The sequence below is a fragment of the Colwellia sp. KS18-150 genome, assembly GCF_057551365.1.
Genome location: NZ_BAAJMC010000019.1, coordinates 22,639 through 41,511 on the forward strand (window position 1 = coordinate 22,639; position 18,873 = coordinate 41,511).

The 18,873-nt window shown below is 36.9% G+C and carries 15 protein-coding genes and 1 riboswitch; of the genes, 8 read left to right on the top strand and 7 right to left on the bottom strand.

The genetic code is table 11. The features are described from left to right. Positions 1 to 66: 66 nt before the first annotated feature. Positions 67 to 867, bottom strand: coding sequence for a hydroxyacylglutathione hydrolase (gloB, locus tag AC27IF_RS16670; RefSeq protein WP_487055475.1), 801 nt, complete (start codon positions 865 to 867; stop codon positions 67 to 69). A gap of 86 nt (positions 868 to 953) precedes the next feature. On the opposite strand from gloB, the gene AC27IF_RS16675 reads away from it, so the two are divergent. Continuing rightward, on the top strand, positions 954 to 1,766 hold the full coding sequence (locus AC27IF_RS16675; RefSeq protein WP_487055476.1) for a class I SAM-dependent methyltransferase: 813 nt from the start codon (positions 954 to 956) through the stop codon (positions 1,764 to 1,766). A gap of 27 nt (positions 1,767 to 1,793) precedes the next feature. After that, positions 1,794 to 2,552 carry a Nif3-like dinuclear metal center hexameric protein gene (locus AC27IF_RS16680; RefSeq protein ID WP_487055477.1) on the top strand — a complete coding sequence of 253 codons (759 nt, stop codon included), beginning with the start codon at positions 1,794 to 1,796 and terminating at the stop codon, positions 2,550 to 2,552. A 63-nt stretch (positions 2,553 to 2,615) separates the two neighbouring features. Here the strand turns inward: AC27IF_RS16680 and AC27IF_RS16685 are convergent, their stop codons facing one another. Then, on the bottom strand, positions 2,616 to 3,338 hold the full coding sequence (locus AC27IF_RS16685) for an ElyC/SanA/YdcF family protein (RefSeq protein ID WP_487055478.1): 723 nt from the start codon (positions 3,336 to 3,338) through the stop codon (positions 2,616 to 2,618). A gap of 201 nt (positions 3,339 to 3,539) precedes the next feature. Further along, positions 3,540 to 3,744: riboswitch (Lysine riboswitch) on the top strand. Positions 3,745 to 3,875: 131 nt separating this feature from the next. Between AC27IF_RS16685 and lysC the strand changes: the two genes are divergently transcribed. Then, a complete protein-coding gene (lysC, locus tag AC27IF_RS16690) occupies positions 3,876 to 5,267 on the top strand; it encodes a lysine-sensitive aspartokinase 3 (RefSeq protein WP_487055479.1) in 1,392 nt (463 codons plus the stop codon). A gap of 25 nt (positions 5,268 to 5,292) precedes the next feature. On the opposite strand, the gene AC27IF_RS16695 is transcribed toward lysC, so the two are convergent. Further along, positions 5,293 to 5,739, bottom strand: a complete 447-nt coding sequence (locus tag AC27IF_RS16695; RefSeq protein ID WP_487055480.1) for a MarR family winged helix-turn-helix transcriptional regulator — start codon at positions 5,737 to 5,739, stop codon at positions 5,293 to 5,295. Positions 5,740 to 5,756: 17 nt separating this feature from the next. Continuing rightward, entirely contained in the window at positions 5,757 to 6,239 is a 483-nt protein-coding gene (locus AC27IF_RS16700) for a glutathione peroxidase (protein ID WP_487055481.1), read from the bottom strand. Between the two features lie 147 nt (positions 6,240 to 6,386). Between AC27IF_RS16700 and AC27IF_RS16705 the strand changes: the two genes are divergently transcribed. Genes AC27IF_RS16705 through AC27IF_RS16715 form a run of 3 tightly spaced genes read left to right on the top strand, consistent with a single transcriptional unit; the run spans position 6,387 to position 7,933 of the window. Next, entirely contained in the window at positions 6,387 to 6,644 is a 258-nt protein-coding gene (locus tag AC27IF_RS16705; protein WP_487055482.1) for a DUF2999 family protein, read from the top strand. 5 nt (positions 6,645 to 6,649) lie between these two features. Continuing rightward, positions 6,650 to 7,015, top strand: a complete 366-nt coding sequence (locus tag AC27IF_RS16710; RefSeq protein ID WP_487055483.1) for a HopJ type III effector protein — start codon at positions 6,650 to 6,652, stop codon at positions 7,013 to 7,015. A 42-nt stretch (positions 7,016 to 7,057) separates the two neighbouring features. Further along, on the top strand, positions 7,058 to 7,933 hold the full coding sequence (locus AC27IF_RS16715) for an NAD(P)-dependent oxidoreductase (RefSeq protein WP_487055484.1): 876 nt from the start codon (positions 7,058 to 7,060) through the stop codon (positions 7,931 to 7,933). Between the two features lie 307 nt (positions 7,934 to 8,240). Here the strand turns inward: AC27IF_RS16715 and AC27IF_RS16720 are convergent, their stop codons facing one another. The 3 genes from AC27IF_RS16720 to AC27IF_RS16730 all read right to left on the bottom strand — a co-directional run bounded on the left by AC27IF_RS16720 (position 8,241) and on the right by AC27IF_RS16730 (position 13,518). After that, on the bottom strand, positions 8,241 to 9,944 hold the full coding sequence (locus tag AC27IF_RS16720; RefSeq protein ID WP_487055485.1) for a methyl-accepting chemotaxis protein: 1,704 nt from the start codon (positions 9,942 to 9,944) through the stop codon (positions 8,241 to 8,243). Positions 9,945 to 10,081: 137 nt separating this feature from the next. Next, positions 10,082 to 11,548 carry an exodeoxyribonuclease I gene (gene sbcB / locus AC27IF_RS16725; RefSeq protein WP_487055486.1) on the bottom strand — a complete coding sequence of 489 codons (1,467 nt, stop codon included), beginning with the start codon at positions 11,546 to 11,548 and terminating at the stop codon, positions 10,082 to 10,084. 407 nt (positions 11,549 to 11,955) lie between these two features. Then, complete coding sequence (locus AC27IF_RS16730) at positions 11,956 to 13,518, bottom strand: sodium/sugar symporter (RefSeq protein WP_487055487.1); 1,563 nt, start codon at positions 13,516 to 13,518, stop codon at positions 11,956 to 11,958. Positions 13,519 to 13,714: 196 nt separating this feature from the next. Between AC27IF_RS16730 and AC27IF_RS16735 the strand changes: the two genes are divergently transcribed. Beyond that, on the top strand, positions 13,715 to 16,084 hold the full coding sequence (locus tag AC27IF_RS16735) for an alkaline phosphatase D family protein (RefSeq protein ID WP_487055488.1): 2,370 nt from the start codon (positions 13,715 to 13,717) through the stop codon (positions 16,082 to 16,084). Positions 16,085 to 16,350: 266 nt separating this feature from the next. Continuing rightward, positions 16,351 to 18,693, top strand: a complete 2,343-nt coding sequence (locus AC27IF_RS16740) for an agarase (RefSeq protein WP_487055489.1) — start codon at positions 16,351 to 16,353, stop codon at positions 18,691 to 18,693. Positions 18,694 to 18,873 lie beyond the last annotated feature (180 nt).

Sequence of the window (18,873 nt, forward strand, 5' to 3'; positions counted from 1 at the left end):
AACTACCAATGATAATTTATAACAGAAAAATACCACGCGTAACGCGCGATAACCAAGGTTAACATGTTAAAATTGGTCTTTCCAGCGTCTAATGGTAGTGAAAACGTCAATATTTGTCGCTTTAGTATTAGCATCATACATTTTTGCACTGTGTTGAATGGCCGGCATATTACTGCGTAAAAAAGGGTTTATCTGTTTTTCTACTTTAATTGTTGTGGGTATTGTACTGATATTGTTTTTTCGTAACTCATTAACTTCATTACTATAAGTGAGTAAGTCTTGGTTTTGAGGATCGACAGTTAAGGCAAATTTTATATTGGCTTGGGTGTACTCATGAGTACAATATACTTGTGTATGCTCAGGTAAGTTGGCGAGCTTGGTTAATGAGGTAAGCATTTGTGATGGACTACCTTCAAAAATTCGACCGCAACCTGCAGAAAATAATGTATCGCCACAAAATAAAATAGGCATTTTTTCTTCAGCTGAATAATAAGCAATGTGACCGGCTGTGTGGCCTGGTAAATCAATAATGTTAAAAGTCATATTGAGTAAAGGCAAATTGATCATATCGTTTTCGATGAGTTTATTTTGACAATGTGGAATCGACTCATTAGCGGGGCCATATACTTTTATAGGCCAGCCTTTTTGTTGGCAATAAGACACTAAACTGTTAATGCCACCAGTATGATCAGCATGGTGATGAGTAATTAATAGTTCAGTTAAACAAAGTTGATGCAACTCTATAAATTCGATACAAACACGGGCGTCACCGGGGTCTACTAACGCAAGGTAGTCGCTATTATGAATAGCCCAAATATAGTTATCCGTAAAAGCTTTTATTGGGGTAATTATTGTAGGTAAACTCATCACTTAACTCAGTAGTCGCTTGCTTAACATATAGAGTTAATTATACTGAGATTATCTATAAATACATCTAGAATTGACAAGGATTTATGAAACCCGCTTTAGCATTTCGACAACCTCACTATCCTAAATCTTGGCAAGAACTTCCCAACGGAAATACTATTTTGTCAGCGATAGAGGAAAAACTTCAACCTTGGTGGCAAAAATTTTTTGGGTACCACCTGTTGAAGGTTGGTGCATTGAGTCATTTTGTCAATACCAATGATAGCCCAATTAAACATCAAGTAAGCTGTTGTTTAACTAAAAATTGTACGCAAGATGCTCAAACACAAGAATGTGAACAGCAACAAGGCTCGTGTATTGTTGGAGAGCTAGATGATTTACCTTTGCTCGAGCACAGTGTTGATGTTTGCCTACTTAGCCATGCATTAGAGTTTTCTCTTGACCCTCATCATGTCATTCGAGAAGCGAACCGCGTCATTATTCCTAACGGTTATTTGATCATCACTGGTTTCAATCCTCTTTCACTCGCTGGGCTAAATAGAGCTATTCCTTATCGGAAAAAACAAGCACCTTGGAATGAACATTTTTTTTCACCAATGCGGGTCAAAGATTGGCTACATTTGATGGGATATGAAATTATTAGTGACGAGCGTTGTATCTATAGCTCATTATCAGGCAAAATGAGTGACCATAAAGTCGTGAAATACTGGCGAAAATTTGCCGAAAACTATTTAACGAGTTTAGGATCTGTTTATATCATTATTGCTAAAAAAAGAGTGTTACCATTAACGCCAATTAAACCAAAATGGCAGATACGAGCTAAGTTCAATCCTGTCAAAGTACCCACGATGAATGTTCATTCAAGTAATAAAAGTCATTTATCATCTAAACCGAAATAATCTGTAAACATATTAAGAAGTAGCATTATGCAACGCATTGAACTTGAAACATATTTAAAAAAAATATTAAAGCCTGAACAAATAAAAGATTACGCCCCTAATGGTTTACAAATTCAAGGGCGAGAGACTATAAAGAAAATAGTCACAGGAGTTACTGCCTCACAAGCACTAATTGATTGTGCGATAGAAGAAAATGCAGATGCTATTCTTGTTCATCATGGTTACTTTTGGAAGAATGAGTCTTATGTCATACGTGGTATGAAATATAAGCGCATTAAAGCTTTATTAGATAATGATATTAATTTGTTTGCCTACCATCTGCCACTGGATATTCATCCGGAGTTAGGCAATAACGCGCAATTAGCTAAGCTGCTTAACATTGATGTTGTTGGTCCTTTAGAGTTATTTAACCCGCTAAGTGTTGCTATTCAGGGGAAGCTTCCAGTACAGCAAACAGGTAATGAGCTTGCACAATTAATCGATAGTAAATTAAATCGTCAATGTTTACATATTGCACCACCGTCGAATAAAGCGATAAAGACTGTTGCTTGGTGTACTGGTGGTGGTCAAGACTACATTGAGTTAGCAGCAGAGCAGGGCATTGATGCATTTATTTCCGGTGAAGTTTCAGAAAAAACCACACATATTGCTCATGAAATGGACATTCATTTTTTTGCAGCAGGCCATCATGCAACAGAAAGGTATGGCGCAAAAGCATTAGGGGAGCATATTGAAAGCGAACTAGGTGTTGAAGTTTGTTTTATTGATATTGATAACCCTGTTTAAGCAACCTGAACCACTGTGAAGATTAATTTCAATTAGTTAAATATCTTTTAAACCAAGTTCAGGTTAACTAAATACCTCTTTAAACCATTGTACTAAACGGCCGATGCTTTCATACCAAGCTATGGTGGTTTGACGTAGTTTTTTACTGCTAGGTACATAGTACCCCCAGTTTTTATTGCTATCGATATTTTTCACCCAAAAGCCTGTTGGTGCCGCGATAGGGTTTACTCCTTGTGCTTGAAAATATTTAATTGCCCTTGGCATATGATCTGCGTTAGTGACGAGTACAACGTTGGCTCCTTGTACTCTTGGGCTTATTAAAACGGCTTCTTCTTCCGTATCTTTAGGGAAATTTTCAGTGATAATTTTCTGCTCATCTACCCCCAAATCGACAAGCGCTTGTTTCATTTTACCGGCATTAGACATGGCATCAGAGTGATGATGCCCAGAAGTAATTATCCTTGCTTCAGGATGAATTTTATAAACCCTTAACACTTCTACTAGCCTTTGCAGCGAGCTAGTGCTTAATTGGCTTGTCGCAGGGATCGCCGGATTAGACTCATGCCAATTACCTAGCACTACAATATAATCAACTGGTTTGTCAGAGCGAGTAAATGCCTCATAGTTGTTTTCTATACTCACCATAAAAGTGTCGGAAACAATTGGCATTGAAGACAGAATAAGTAACAAGGTTGCAGATATTACACATTTAAAACTAGTGTTAGGGCGCTTTCTAAAACTTACAATAGATAAAATTAATAGCAGCAGTATGATATTAATTGGCATAATAAATACCGAGATTATTTTTTTTAGAAGAAATAAATCCATTGAATTCAATCAGGTTACTAAGTTGTTGAAAATAACTATAGCAAAGTTTTCAAACCTGATTAACAAAAATAAATTATGATTAGCCATCTAAAAGTCTATTGCATTTGTTTCTGATTTAAGGTTTAATAGAGTAGTTGCTCAAATTTAATAAATTTGAGCAACACCAGAAGAGGAGCAATAACTAGGTAAATAACGCTATACCATTGGGTATAAGGAACCACATTCCGAAAGCGTTGTTGAGGGAGTTTATTGCCGAGAGCATTAATATAAGTGGTTATTAATGCTCGGTTACTAAGGCTGAATCCTTAGGACTGTCACCTGATAGTAGAGTCTATAAAGACTAAGGTGGAGAGCTTCTGGCTGAAAAAGTTAACATGCCTGAAATTACACTGTAATTTCAAAAGCCTACCAAACTCTTCAGTCATGCTCTTCCTGTATTAATTTTCGAATGATTTTATTTTTTTTGTTAAATCATCGTGTTAGGAAGAATAAACCATGTTAAACAATGAATTTACTCAACAAGCTTCTAATCAAAGAGCAGTGATCACAGTCGCCAAATTTGGTGGTACTAGTGTAGCTGATTATCAAGCGATGCTTCGCTGTGCTTACATCATCAAAAATGATCCTAGTAACCGTTTGGTTGTCGTGTCAGCAAGTGCTGGAGTCACAAATTACTTAGTGCGTTTAAGCCAAGCTAATATTTCAGTGGCCGAGCAAGCTGAAATTATTGATAATATTCGAGCAATTCAATTGAATATTACTCAGTATTTAGATGAGCATGTCGAACAAACCTTAAACAGTGAAATAGAAAACTTAATAGGTGGTTTAGCGAATATTTCATTGTCTCAGTCGAAACAGTACAGCGTAAAGCAGTCAGATGCGATCCTTTCTTATGGTGAACAATTTAGTTCGAGAATTTTTGCGTACATATTGCAATCTATTGGTGTTAATGGCGCGTACTTTAATGTGCAGCAGGTGATGAAAACGAATAGCTTATACGGCAAAGCCGTTGTTGATATTGAACAGCTACTTTATGCATGTAATGATTTACTCACGCCAAAACTATCTCAGCAAGTGTTAGTGACCCAAGGTTTTATTGGTCAAGATGCTTTAGGTGAAACAACCACATTAGGCCGAGGGGGCTCTGATTATAGCGCAGCTTTATTGGCTGAAGCGGTTGGTGCCAACAACTTAGCAATCTGGACTGATGTTGTTGGTATATTTACCACAGACCCTCGTATTACTGAGCAAGCACGTGCAATTAAAGAAATAAGCTTTGGTGAAGCGGCTGAAATGGCAACATTTGGCGCTAAAATATTACATCCAGCTACGCTAATCCCTGCTATGCGTCAAAATATTCCTGTCTTTGTTGGCTCTAGTAAAGAGCCTGAAAAAGGCGGAACGCAAATTAAGCAGTCTGTTGAATCAAACCCAACATACCGTTCAATAGCGCTAAGAAGAGAACAAACATTGGTAACCGTTAAAAGTCCCGCAATGTTACATGCGAGTGGCTTTTTAGCTAAAGTATTTTCGATTCTGGCTAAGCACGAATTGAGTATTGATTTGATCACCACCAGTGAGATTAGCGTTGCATTAACGTTTGATAACCCAAGTGGTTCAACGCAAGCTTTATTAACTTCAACAGTAGTGCAAGAGCTAGAGCAACTGTGTGAGGTTAGTGTTGAACATGGATTATCATTGGTTGCTGTTATTGGTAATGGCTTAGATTCTGCCAAAGGGATAGGACAGAGTATTTTCCAAACCATAAACGATACGAATATTCGAATGATTTGCCATGGTGCTAGTGCCAATAACTTATGCTTTTTAGTGGCAGAGCAAGATGCTAATAATGTAGTTGAAAAATTACATAATGAGTTATTTGCTTAAAGAAGTAGACCAATTAGATAATTAATCAATTACTCATGGTGTGAAGTAAATTATCTAATTGGTTATTTAAGGAGTGAAGTTCATTTATTGACATACCTGTTATTGAAAACATTTGTGCGGGTATGTTTTTAGCTTGTGATTTGAGTTTACACCCTTGAGTCGTTAGCTTTACTTCGACACTGCGCTCATCGTTACTATTTCTCTCGCGTTTGATTAGCTCCTGTTTTTCTAAGCGTTTTAATAACGGCGATAAAGTACCAGAGTCTAGATCAAGTTTTTCGCCTAAATGCTTAACAGACACTGCTGACTCAGTATTATTATTTTCCCATAAAACCAGCATCACAATATATTGTGAATATGTTAGCCCAAGTTTTTTTAATACTGGGCTATATTGTCGATTCATCAACTTTGTTAGGCTATATAGCCTGAAACAAAGTTGATTTTCTAACTTTAAGCTTTCTTCATTATTCATTGTTTATGATTCACAATTTATAAAAGTTTTTCGATGTCGGCTTCAATAGCTTCTGGCTTGGTTGTTGGTGCGTAACGCTTGATCACCTTACCTTCTTTATTAACTAAAAATTTAGTAAAGTTCCATTTAACGCCTTTTGAGCCAAGAATACCGGGCGCTTGGCTTTTCAAAAAGTTATACATGGGGTGAGCATTATCACCATTAACATCAATTTTACTAAATAGTGGAAATTTTATATTGAAACGAAGATCACAAAAGGCTTTAATTTCTTCGTTGCTACCTTTCTCTTGCTGTTTAAATTGATTACATGGAAATGCTAGTACTTCAAAGCCCTGTTCTTGATGCTTTTGATAAAGATCCTGTAACCCTTGATATTGTGGTGTAAACCCGCAATCACTTGCTGTATTTACGATTAATAATACTTTGTTTTCATAAGTTGATAATTCAACTTCTTCACCGGCAGTATTTTTTGCTGAGAATTGATAAATAGAGTCTGACATAACATTACCTTTAGTATTTTAAGTTGTGCACAATTTAATTTTGTACATCTTATAATGTTTTTATGTTAATAGCAAAAATAAGGTAAACTTCAATGAGCAATTTAACTTCCGTATTTTTCCAAAGATAAAATTAAAGAGATATAAAAAATGAACCCTATTATTCAACTATTAAAAGAGCTAAATATCAGTGATGACCAAATTGGTGAGCTTTTTCAAGCTTTAACTGAAAACCCGTTAATGGCAATGGGTATTATCCAGCAACTAGGTATTCCTCCTGAAAAACTACAAGCTATTATGGGACTTGTGATGACTCAACCTGATTTAATAAAAGAAGCGGTTGCAGAGTTAGGGTTAGACTTTTCTAAAGTTGAAGCGGCTAAAGCTAAATTAAAAGAGGGTGAATAAGTAATATGACTGAAGATAATAACTTGTCTGTAGAGAGTTTAATTGCGCAATTAACACAGCAAAATAATAGTGTAGAGTTTGAAACGGTAATGCAGGTAATTAACCAAAACTACCACTATCAACCAACAAGCTTTCGTAATGGCGATTTAGTGAATGAATCGGGCTCGAATGAGGGCTCATGCAAAATATTTTATTTTGCTAAACTTAATTCACTTAGTGCAGAGCAAACTCTTGCTTGCTTTGGCCGATATTACCGTGAAGATGTATTGGAAAACCCTAACGGTAATGATCACGGCAATATTAGAAACTTTATCAGAACTTCATGGCAAGGTATTGAATTCTCGTCTGATGCATTAGTACCGATGAAATAACATTATTTATAAAATTAACATTGTTTAAAAAGGACTCGATTAATGAAAGTAGCATTTATTGGTTTAGGCGTAATGGGCTACCCTATGGCTGGTCACTTACAAAAAGCTGGCCATGATGTTTGTGTTTATAACCGTACACAAGCAAAAGCGCAGCAATGGCAAAAAGAATTTTCGGGCAGTTTTGCTGAAACACCTGCACAAGCGGCACAACATTGTGACATTATTTTCTCTTGTGTGGGTAATGATGACGATGTTCGTCAGGTTTGTTTGGGAGAGCAGGGCATACTTGCAGGAATGTCAGAGGGCAGTATTTTAGTTGATCATACTACAGCCTCTGCAGAAGTTGCTCGCGAGATCGCTGCGTTAGCGACTGAGCAAGGTAAGCACTTTCTTGATGCTCCTGTATCCGGTGGGCAAGCAGGCGCAGAAAATGGCGTTTTAACTGTGATGGTTGGTGGCGACAAAGCCATTTTTGAACAAGCTCAAGTTGTGATGGCTGCCTATGCTCGCTTTAGCCAGCTCATGGGATGTGTTGGTAGTGGTCAGCTTGCTAAAATGGTAAATCAAATTTGTATCGCGGGAGTTGTTCAAGGTTTAGCTGAAGGTTTTAGCTTTGCAGAAAAAGCAGGACTTGACCCACAAGCACTGGTTGAAACCATTTCAAAAGGAGCAGCAGGCTCTTGGCAGATGGAAAATCGCTTTAAAACAATGTTTGCTGGCGAATATGATTTTGGCTTTGCGGTTGATTGGATGCGTAAAGATTTAAGTATCGCCTTTGAAGAAGCAAAGAAAAATGATGTGGCTTTACCGATGACAAAAATGGTGGATGGCTTTTATCAAGAAATACAAGAAAATGGCGGTAACCGTTGGGATACGTCAAGTTTAATTTCACGATTTAAAAACACTAGGGGATGTTGAACTTTCGAGATTGTTTTTGCAGCGAATTGTTGAGTATTTATACAAGGCAGAGCTTTTGTCATGTGCTTGTTCTACATAAAAAGGCGATAACGCCTTAAAAATGTCCAACAAACGGGGTCGAAGGATTCGGCTAAAAGCGCTTTATTCATTGTTGAGTAGTATTTGCTTAGAATGACTAGGCTAAAACTACTCGCCGCGATTAAAACGCTTTTATCTCGAACAAAATTTAACCGCGAAAGATCAACAACCCCTGAATAAACATTCACTCTTTAAAGGTGAATATTGTAATTTTATTCGCCTTTAAAGTTTATTGACTGAATTTTTGTAGCTGTTTATTGATTATATTAACAGTGTGATTTATTTCTTCTGCCATAGTTAAAATATTTTGGCTACTCTGGTTAGTACATGAAGAAACTTCTTTTATCGCCTCTATATTATGATTTACCTCATCTCCCATTGTTGCTTGTTGCTCTGCTGCTACTGATATTTGTAAGTTTTGTGATTGTATTTCGTTGATAATACAGCTCATATTATTAATCATTTCATTAGTTTCAATCGCTTTATTATTACTGGTTTCAATACTTTCTTTACCTTGGTTTATCGTTTCAACAGCCGATTTCGCACCATTTTGCAATTGCATAATCATTGTGTTTATTTCTTCAGTGGACTGTTGAGTTCTACTTGCTAGAGTACGAACTTCATCGGCTACAACAGCAAATCCTCTGCCTTGTTCACCAGCTCTAGCTGCCTCAATGGCGGCATTTAGTGCCAGCAAGTTAGTTTGATCAGCAATACCCCTTATTACATCGAGTACCCCTCCGATATTTTGGCTATCTGCTTCAAGTTGACTAACCGCTTCAGAAGTTTTCTCCATCATTGCAGCTAGCTGTTTAATCGAGTGCATGCTTTGAGATATTATGGATTGGCTCTCTGTTGATTGTTGGTGAGCATGTTTAGAGTTTTCAGCGGTGCTTGCTGCTATTTCTGCCATTTCTCGTGTAGATGATTTCATATCACTCATCGAGTTAGATACTTGATCTGCAAGCTGCTGCTGGTTTAATGAATCTTGTTGAGTTTTATGAGTAATACTCTCCATAGATTGTGTTGCTTCACTAAGCTGATTTCCTTGTTTAAATATATTGTTCAATGCTAAATCTAAATTACCGATAAAATTGTTGAAAGCATTGGCAATATTGCCTATTTCATCCTTAGGCGTCTCATCTAAACGTTGGGTTAAATTTCCTTCTCCTTGGGCTATTTCTTCTAAGGCTAAGTGTACATGTCTTAATCGCTCAGATATCAAACGCCTGAACATGAAAAATAATATGCTAATAGTTCCGCTTAACGTGAGTAGCATAATTATGGCGATGGTTATATTTAAATTACTTGCGATATTTAGCTGCTCCTCTATCGGTATTTGCACTTCTAATACACCGCGGACATCGTATAATTTCCAATCATTTTTGGGCGTGTTCGGATGTGTGTTATGGCAGTCAACACAGCCTTGCTGACTCAATGTATCGGCAAGTGCAACGCGGACAATTTGCTTGTTGTTTATAGTTTCAACTTGGGCGTAGCTTTCTTTAGGGTCATTGTTTAGAGCTGTCCAAGCTTGTTGGCCAAACTTGTCTAATCTTCTTGTATTGCGATTAGGAAATGGGTATTGGCTATAAAGTTTTAATGTCAAAATGCCATTTTTTGTGAATTCTTCACTAATTTCATGAATGAAGGTTGCGGGTAATGGGATTTTACTAGGGTTATCTTTATGGATGTAATCGGGGCTGATATTGTCAATTGGTAATATTTTTTTTATGATGTTTTTTGTGTAATAGCCACGAATAGTTTTATATTGTTTTACCGTTGATTCTGCGGACTTAATAGCCGTATCAATAGCATTTTCTTTGGTGATACTAGGGACGTATAGGCTAAGTATTATAAAAATAAGTAGGAAAATGATCACTAATGGAGCGAACAATCGAGTACTAAGCTTATTCCTGTATTCAATAGCCATAATGGTTCACTCTTCACTATGAACGTTATGTATTAAGTGTAGGAAATAAAATTTATTATTGCTATGTTATCTGTCTTTAATTTATTACTCGCATAAGCATAGGTGTAGATATTGCTAAACGTCATAAATTTAATTAATCAGCCTTGCACATATTCGTATAAGGCTTTTAAAACCGACATTTTTCCTTGGTTATCTTCATGCTCATGAGCTAAATTTTCAATTTTAATCATAAATTCATCTAAGCTTAAAATACCTTTACCGCCGTATTGCAATTTATTCTGGCAGTATTGCTGCCAACGTTGTTGCTCCTCTGTAGATAAAGTATAAGGATAGTTACGAGCCCTGTACCGAAACAATAATACGGCTAAACGTTCATCTTGAAAACTAAACGGGTGGCTCGCTAATTGTTCGGGTGACAAACCTCGTAATATTTCCATTTGTGCTTTATCAGCATGACTAAAGAAACTACCACCATATAGTGCTTGCTCAGCATCTATACCATCATTATCAAACGATTCGGGCGCAAAAACATCACTAAGCTTATCTCTGAGCTCTGCATGTTGCTTTAACTTATCAAGGTTTTCTAAACAAAGTTCACGAGGAATAGCTAAGCGCTGGGCATTTTCAGGTAACAATGTTTTAGCAGGCGCGACAACAGGACATTTATTAATATGAATGAGCTTTACCGGAATAGGTTTTTCATCAGGCGCTAAATCATCATACCGTGTATATAATCGGTTTTTGATTTCTTCACTTGTTAAGGATAAAAGAGGCTCAATATCTCTAGCTAAATCAACACAAATAACAGCATTTTTATTTACAGGGTGATAACTTACCGGTGCAAACCAGCTTGTACAACCATGCTGTGATGATACTTTTGATGACGTGTGTACAACCGGCGTCATATCAGCGACATTGAGTAATTCTGCCACTTGTTTTTTGTTTTTTAAATTAAAGATAAACTCATACAGCTTCGGCTGCTTCTCTTTAATGAGTTTGGCCATTGCAATGGTGGCATATACATCACTCATAGCATCATGAGCCGCTTCGTGGGCGATACCATTAGCTTGCGTTAATAGCTCAAGGCGAAAGCTAACGACGTCTTCACCATCACGTTCAGTGGTGGGCCAATTGATGCCTTCAGGGCGCAGAGCGTAACAGGCACGCACCATATCAATAATATCCCAGCGGCTGTTACCATTTTGCCACTCTCTAGCATAGGGATCATAAAAGTTTCGATAGAAAAGGTAACGAGTTACTTCGTCATCAAAACGAATATTGTTATAACCAGCAACACAGGTATTAGGTGCGCTAAAAAGATCATGAATCCTGCTAGCAAATTCTGCTTCACTTAACCCTTCACCATGTGCTTTTTGAGGCGTAATACCTGTTACTAAACAAGCTTCAGGATGAGGAAGGTAATCAGCAGGTGGCTGACAATAAAACATTTCTGGCTCACCAATAATGTTTAAATCCAGATCCGTCCTAATACCGGCAAATTGAGAAGGCTTATCAAATTTAGGTGAAATACCCCAAGTTTCATAATCGTGCCAGAGGATGCTCGCTTGGTTTTCTGTATTTTGTGATGATGTGTTAGATTTCATTTTATCCATATAAAACAATGTAGTGGCTTTGTTTTTTTTCGCTAATAATTCTTTTTATACTTTATTAATAATTAGCGCTTTATATCGTTTGTGTAAGCACTATGTCGATAAGTAATACAAAATTTTAAATAATCCCCAACTCAAAAGCTTAGAGTTAACTGAACGTGGGGGATTAAGTATGCACGTCATACATAAAGCTTTAATTAAATTTTAATATCGGTATAGATTTCATGCAGTTCCTAACCGTTTGCACTAGATCGCTTGTCTGTTCTGACTTTAGCACAGACGAAGGAGAATATCCCACTATAACGGCAGTTATTGATAGAGAGAAGGTATTATAGTTTTATTGAAACAATGGCAAAAAGGATCTGCAAGAATTAAATGCAGACCCTTTTTTGCCAAAGAGCCTACCACCAAGTGCTATAAATCATTACTAATATGATGACACAGCCTAATGCTGCCAGGTTGAATGATTTTGTTGTGGAGAAATTAATAGTGTCAAAATGAACAGAGCTGTCATGCTCACTTGGCTTATCATTGATAGAGACAACGATTGAAATAATAATACAAAGAATAAATACAATGCCAATGCGATCCATAAACGGAAGCTCTGGCAAAAGAAGTTTGAAGGTAACAGAAAATAGCGCTGAACTAATTGCTGCCGCTAGTGCACCAGAAGAAGTCGTTCTCTTCCAAAACATACCCATAATGAATATTGCGGTAATACCAGGAGAAAATAATCCGGTGAATTCTTGAATATATTGAAAAGCTTGATCAAATTTCCCTAATAATGGCTCCGCGGTAATTAAAGCTAAAGAAAGTGCAATAAGTGTAGTTATTCTACCAATGTGTACATAATGTCGTTGGCTCTTATTTGGTTTGATATGTTGATAGATATCCATAGTAAAGATTGTTGAAATACTATTTGTCATTGAAGCCAGAGAAGAAACAATTGCTGCAACTAATGCCGCAAATACCAGACCTTTTATTCCTGTAGGCATTAACCCCATCATAGAGGGATATGCTTGATCTGGCGTTTCTAAATTAGGAAATAATATGATGGCGGCAATACCGGGTAAAACTACTATAAATGGCATAAGTAGTTTTAAATATGCAGCAAATGCAATACCTTTTTGTGCTTCTTGGATGTTTTTTGCCGCTAAAGCTCTTTGAATAATATATTGATTAAATCCCCAGTAACCAACATTCATAACCCATAAGCCTCCTATCAATACAGATATACCCGGTAAGCTCATGTAATTTGGATTATCTGAACTTAATATCATGTCAAAATGTTCAGGCGCTTTTTCTGTCAAAATAGTAAAGCCTGCAATTAAACCTTCACTTTCAGAAATTTGTATTAGAGCAAGGTAGCTTAAGAACAAGCCGCCAAAAACCAGCAATACCACTTGAATAATATCAGTAAAGGCAACCGCTTTTAATCCGCCATATAAAGAATAGGCAACGGAAAATACGGCAAGAAATATCATACCGAACATCCAATCTACTCCTGCAACGGTTTGAATAGCTAAGCCACCTAACCATAATACAGAAGTTAAATTAACAAAAATGAAAACAGCTAACCAAAATAGCGCTAGTATGGTTTTAACTCGACCATCAAAACGCTGCTCTAGATATTGTGGCATGGTGAAAATCTTATTTTCTAAAAAGATTGGTAGTAAATATTTACCTACCAAAATTAAGGTGATTGCTGCCATCCACTCGTAAGATGCAATGGCTAATCCAATAGCATAACCTGAACCCGACATGCCTATTATTTGTTCAGCTGAAATGTTTGCTGCAATTAATGAAGCACCTATTGCCCACCAAGGTAGGGATTTACTAGCAAGAAAATAATCTTCGGTATTTCTATCTCCTCGGTGATCATTTCGAGAAATCCATAAGGCTATGCATAGTAACCCTATTACATAAGCTATAAATACAGTTGAGTCCAGAGTGTCTAAAGTCATTAAAGTTACCTTATTATTTTTATTTGTTATGTTACTTTCAGTAAATTTTCTTATTAATTAATGGTTTAATGATGGTTGATAAGATGAGTTATATTTTGTAGACAAATAATTCACGAGTCATAATACTGCTTGATATATTAATTGATATTTTGTTAACATTTAACTATATTGCATTTTAATTGTTTCAAGGTCAATCATGGATAAAAATATTTCTCGTCGTTCAGCACTGAAATTCGTTGCAGCAGGAGCTGTTGCTGCAGGTGTCACTGGTTGTACAAATAGTATTAACTCTGATAAAGCATCAACGGTTAATAGAGAAGTAAAGCCAACAAGCGATAATTGGAAAAACACTCATGATAGAACTTGGCTTGGTGGTGAGTATTGGGCTAATCCAATGGAAGACTGGCGCATTGCTGATGGTAAGGCAGAATGTATAAGTCGAGGAGGTAATCGAAGTGTACATTCATTAACTCATCAATTAACTCATCTGGAATACGGATTTGATATATCAGTAATATTGTGTCGATTAGAGCATAAAGACAATGATGGCGGTGCCGGAATTCGCTTAGGAGCACGAAGTGATATTAATGATTATCGTAGTAACTGTTTTGAACAAAAGGGTTATGATTGCGGAGTTAAAGGCAATGAACTGATACTAGGAAATAAGTCATTGGCGTTATCGACGGATATAAGTACAAATGACGTAAAACTACAATTAAAGGCAAGTCCGCAATCGGGTGCTATGGCACTATCACTAACGGCAACCTTAACAACAGGGCAGGTTATTGCCCAGCTTGATGATTTAACCTCTGTTGATGAATTACGTGGTAATGTCGCTATAGTGAGTAATTTTGCTATTCAATCTGTTGAAGATGCTAACGTATCCGAAGATAAGTTAGGCTGTCGTTATGTTTTTAGTGATTGGATTTTACAAGGCAAAGCTTTTTCAGTAAATGAGCAACAAAAGTTTGGCCCTATTTTATGGACCATGTACACCTTAAGTGATTCTCGCAGTAGTGATGGCTTTGTCATGAACTTAAGCGCTTTAACAGGCCCTATGGGAAGTGAAGATAATCAAACGATTGCTCTGCAAATACAAGAAAATCATAAATGGATAACCATTGCGACTGAGACCTTGGATACTGATGCTTGGGTTGCCACCTTTAGTGTGCCAAATTGGAATGAAAAATCAGCAACGCCATATAGAGTTGTTTATCTTGAAAAGCAACGTGATGGCAGCGAGAAGCCTGATGTTTATAGCGGTACCATTCAAGCAAATCCTGTTGGACGCGACTTGCGCATGGCGGCATTAACCTGTCAAAACGATTATGCCTTTCCTTATGCACCTGTAGCCAATAACGTCGTTAAAATGAAACCTGATTTAGTGTTTTTCTCTGGTGATCAATTGTATGAATCACATGGTGGTTTTGGCATTATCCGCGCACCAGCAAGTTTGGCTATTCTTAATTACTTGCGTAAATTTTATCAGTTTGGCTGGGCATTTAAAGAAGCAATGCGTAACCAACCTACCGTGTGTTTACCTGATGATCACGACGTATTACAAGGTAACTTATGGGGTGAAGGGGGCGCAGCGATGCCACAAGCTGCCCTTGAAAATAACCATGTTGATAAAACTGGTGGTTATATTGAGCCTGTTCGCATGTTAAATGCCGTGCACCGTACTCATACCGCCCATCATATGGCGCCTGCTAACCCAAGCCCTTCACTGCGAGGTTTAAGTGTTTATTATGGAGAGATGGTTTATGGTGATGTTGGTTTTGCTATTGTTGCTGACAGACAATGGAAAAGTGGTCCTGAGCGTTTAGAAATTATTGTTGGCACTTCAGGCCAAGACGAGACTCCTGAGTTTATTAACCCCGCTTATGATCGTGAAGATCTTGAATTATTAGGCAAACGCCAAGAAGATTTTTTAACTAAATGGAGTAATGATTGGCGAGGGCATAAACTGAAAGCTTTATTAAGCCAGACAGTATTTGCTGGCATTGCCACACATCAATGGAAGCCCGACTTCTATCTTAAATATGATTTTGACAGTAATGGGTGGCCGGCAAGTGGTAGAAACAGAGCCGTTGCAGCTATACGTGACTCTAAAGCTTTACATATCTGTGGTGATACCCACCTAGCCAGTGTTTCTCAGTATGGTCTTGATGAAGCACGTGATAGTAACTGGGCGTTTTGCACACCCGCTATTGCCGTAGGTTGGCAGCGCTGGTGGCGACCAGATAGCATTAATTTACCTTTTAAGAATCGACCTACACACGGCTTAGAAAATACTGGCGAGTATTTAGATAGTTTTGGTAATAAAAACTATGTTTACGCTGTAGGAAATCCAATATTTAGCACAGCCAAAAACCGTTATGTTGAAGCACATGAAAAAGCTAGTGGTTTTGGCTTTATCACCTTTGACACTCACGCTAAAACATACACATTGGCAGCGTATAAATTCATGGTAGATGTCACGGATAGTAAAGTTAGTAATCAATTTACTGGCTGGCCAATCACAATTCATCAACAAGAGAATAATGGTGAAAATATCATTAGTTAATAACTTTTTATTTGCAGCAAGATTTTTAATTGTAGTTAATAGAAACAGGTGATGTAGCAGTAAGTTTAATGCTCTCTAAAAGAGCATTAAAACTTCTTGTTGAGCTATGGTTAGCTGTTCTTTAAGGGGGGATTTCATTGGAATAATAACCTTTGTATCGTTAAATAGAATATAAAGTCATATAAAAACACTACTGGTTGTTGATAATTAATTGTTAACAATATAATCTTGGTTAAAAATATTTAATCAAGGTTAGAAGGTAGAATATGAACAGCAATAAACTTAAATGGCTTGTAATGTCTTTATGTGTTGCTATAGGTCTCGTAGCCTGTAACAGCAATAATGATAATAACCATGCTAAAAAAGAAATTAATCAAAATGATGCTTTCAAAGAAGAGATTGTTTTAAAACACTTATTGCCTTTAAAAGCAGCGCTACAAAAAAATTGGCTTCAAGCCATATCAAGCAAAATTGCTGTTGATGAAAGTAATGGTAAATCAAAGTTAAGTATTCAATTTTTAGCGGATAAAAACATCTCAACAGTTAAAGTCATGCCAGATTCTCCATGGGATTTATCAACTTTATCTAATTACAACTTCGCATTTGATGTTAAAAATATACAAGATAAATCAATTCACTTTTATCTTTCCCTTGAAAATACTGTTGGGGCATCTCAAAGACGCTCTGTCAGTATTCCAGCCAATTTTGAAGGCACAATATATTTCCCATTAACCGGTCAACAAGCTGATACTAAAGCTGGGTTTTGGGGAGATGCTCTACCTTGGAGTACAGATGATGTATTAATGGTATGGCGTTCTTGGCGTTCAGATAAAGATAATTTTGATGTAATTAGTTCATTGAGTTTTTTTACCATAGGTCTGTTAGAAGATAAAGCGATTGAAATTAGCGATATTCGACTTCGTCAAAATCCGGCTGTAGATCCTACATGGCAAGTTAATATACTCGATAAGTTTGGGCAGAACGCGAAAATAGAAACACCTCTTAAAGTTTCTTCAGAAAAGGAGTTACGCAACCTTGCCAATAAAGAGTTAAAAGAACTTGCACAAAGCTCAGGTATGGCTAATCGATCTGAATATGGAGGCTACACTCAAGGTCCTAAACTCGAAGCAACAGGTTATTTTCGTACTGAAAAGATCAATGGCAAGTGGTGGATGGTTGATCCGAAGGGTTATGTATTCTTCTCGCATGGGCCTGCTAATGTTCGTATGGCAAACTTATCTACCTTAACCGGTGTTGACTTTGCTGATGATTCAATTCGTGTTAGAAATGCGGATGAGCTAATTCCTGAAGACTCTATGGGCAGTGTTACTATTCCAGCAGAAATAAAAAAAACACGCTTTGTTAGTTCAGTGTTAAGAAATGATATGTTTGAATGGTTGCCATCTTACGATGAACCTTTAGCAAAACATTATAGTTACCGACGTTCAACCCATAAAGGCTCAATTCCACATGGTGAAACTTATAGTTTCTATCAAGCCAACTTAGAGCGAAAATATGGTGAAGAGCTTTTAAGTTCAAAGGTAAATAAATGGCATCAAGTAACAATTGAACGCATGAAAGACTGGGGATTTACGTCATTTGGTAACTGGGTTGACTCAGGGTTTTATCAGGCAAAACAAGTACCTTATTTTGCCAACGGCTGGATTATTGGTGACTTTAAAACGTTGTCAGGTAAAAAGAATCATTGGGGATTAATGCCTGATCCTTTTGATCCTGTTTTTGCTGAGCGTGCTAAAGCGACGATTGATGAGGTTGCCAAGAAAGTTAATGCATCACCTTGGTGTGCTGGTATTTTTATTGATAATGAAAAGAGTTGGGGAGAAAGGCAAGGCTCGGTTCATGCAAGGTATGGCTTAATTTTAGATGCACTATCAAAAGACGCAAAAGAAAGCCCAGCTAAACACGCATTTACAGCGTTTCTTAATGAAAAATATATAGATATAGCTTCACTTAACTCTACATGGGCGACAAACTTTACTGATTGGGATGAAGTCTCATCAGGCATTACATTTAGTGATCATAACGAGGCACTGGTAGCCGATTTATCAACAATGTTAGAAATGCTCGGAGAGCAATATTTTATTGTTGTTCACAATACCTTAGAGAAAGTATTACCAAACCATCTTTATATGGGAGCACGTATGGCAAACTGGGGTATGCCAAATGAAATCATTAAAGCATCTATTAAATATTCAGATGTATTGAGCTTTAATATTTATGAAGAAGGTGTACAAGAGCACTATTGGAAGTTTCTAGAAGAAGTTGATTTACCCGTAGTGATTGGTGAGTTTCATATAGGTAGCTCTCCTGATTCAGGTATGTACAATCCCGGAATTGTTCATGCTAGTGGTCAAAAAGATCGCGCTAATAAATATAAGCGATATATGGAAAGTGTATTGGATAAACCGTACCTTGTGGGTGCACATTGGTTTCAATATGTTGATGAGCCTATTACTGGCAGAGCATTTGATGGTGAAAATGCTAATATTGGCTTTGTTACGGTAACCGATATTCCTTATCCTGAGTTAGTAAATGCAGTGAAAGAAGTGACTTCGTCTATGTATCAAAACAGATTAACTGATAATTAAACACTTAAAATTAACTATATTATAAGGTGGCTGATGCCACCTTTTTTATTGGCTAGACTTACAGTATGTTTGAATAATGATTTCAATGCAGTGTTGTACACCATCGTGTATAGAAACTATTACAATTTTAGTAAATTAATAAAATATTTTGAAAATCATAAGTTATTGAATATCACGCAT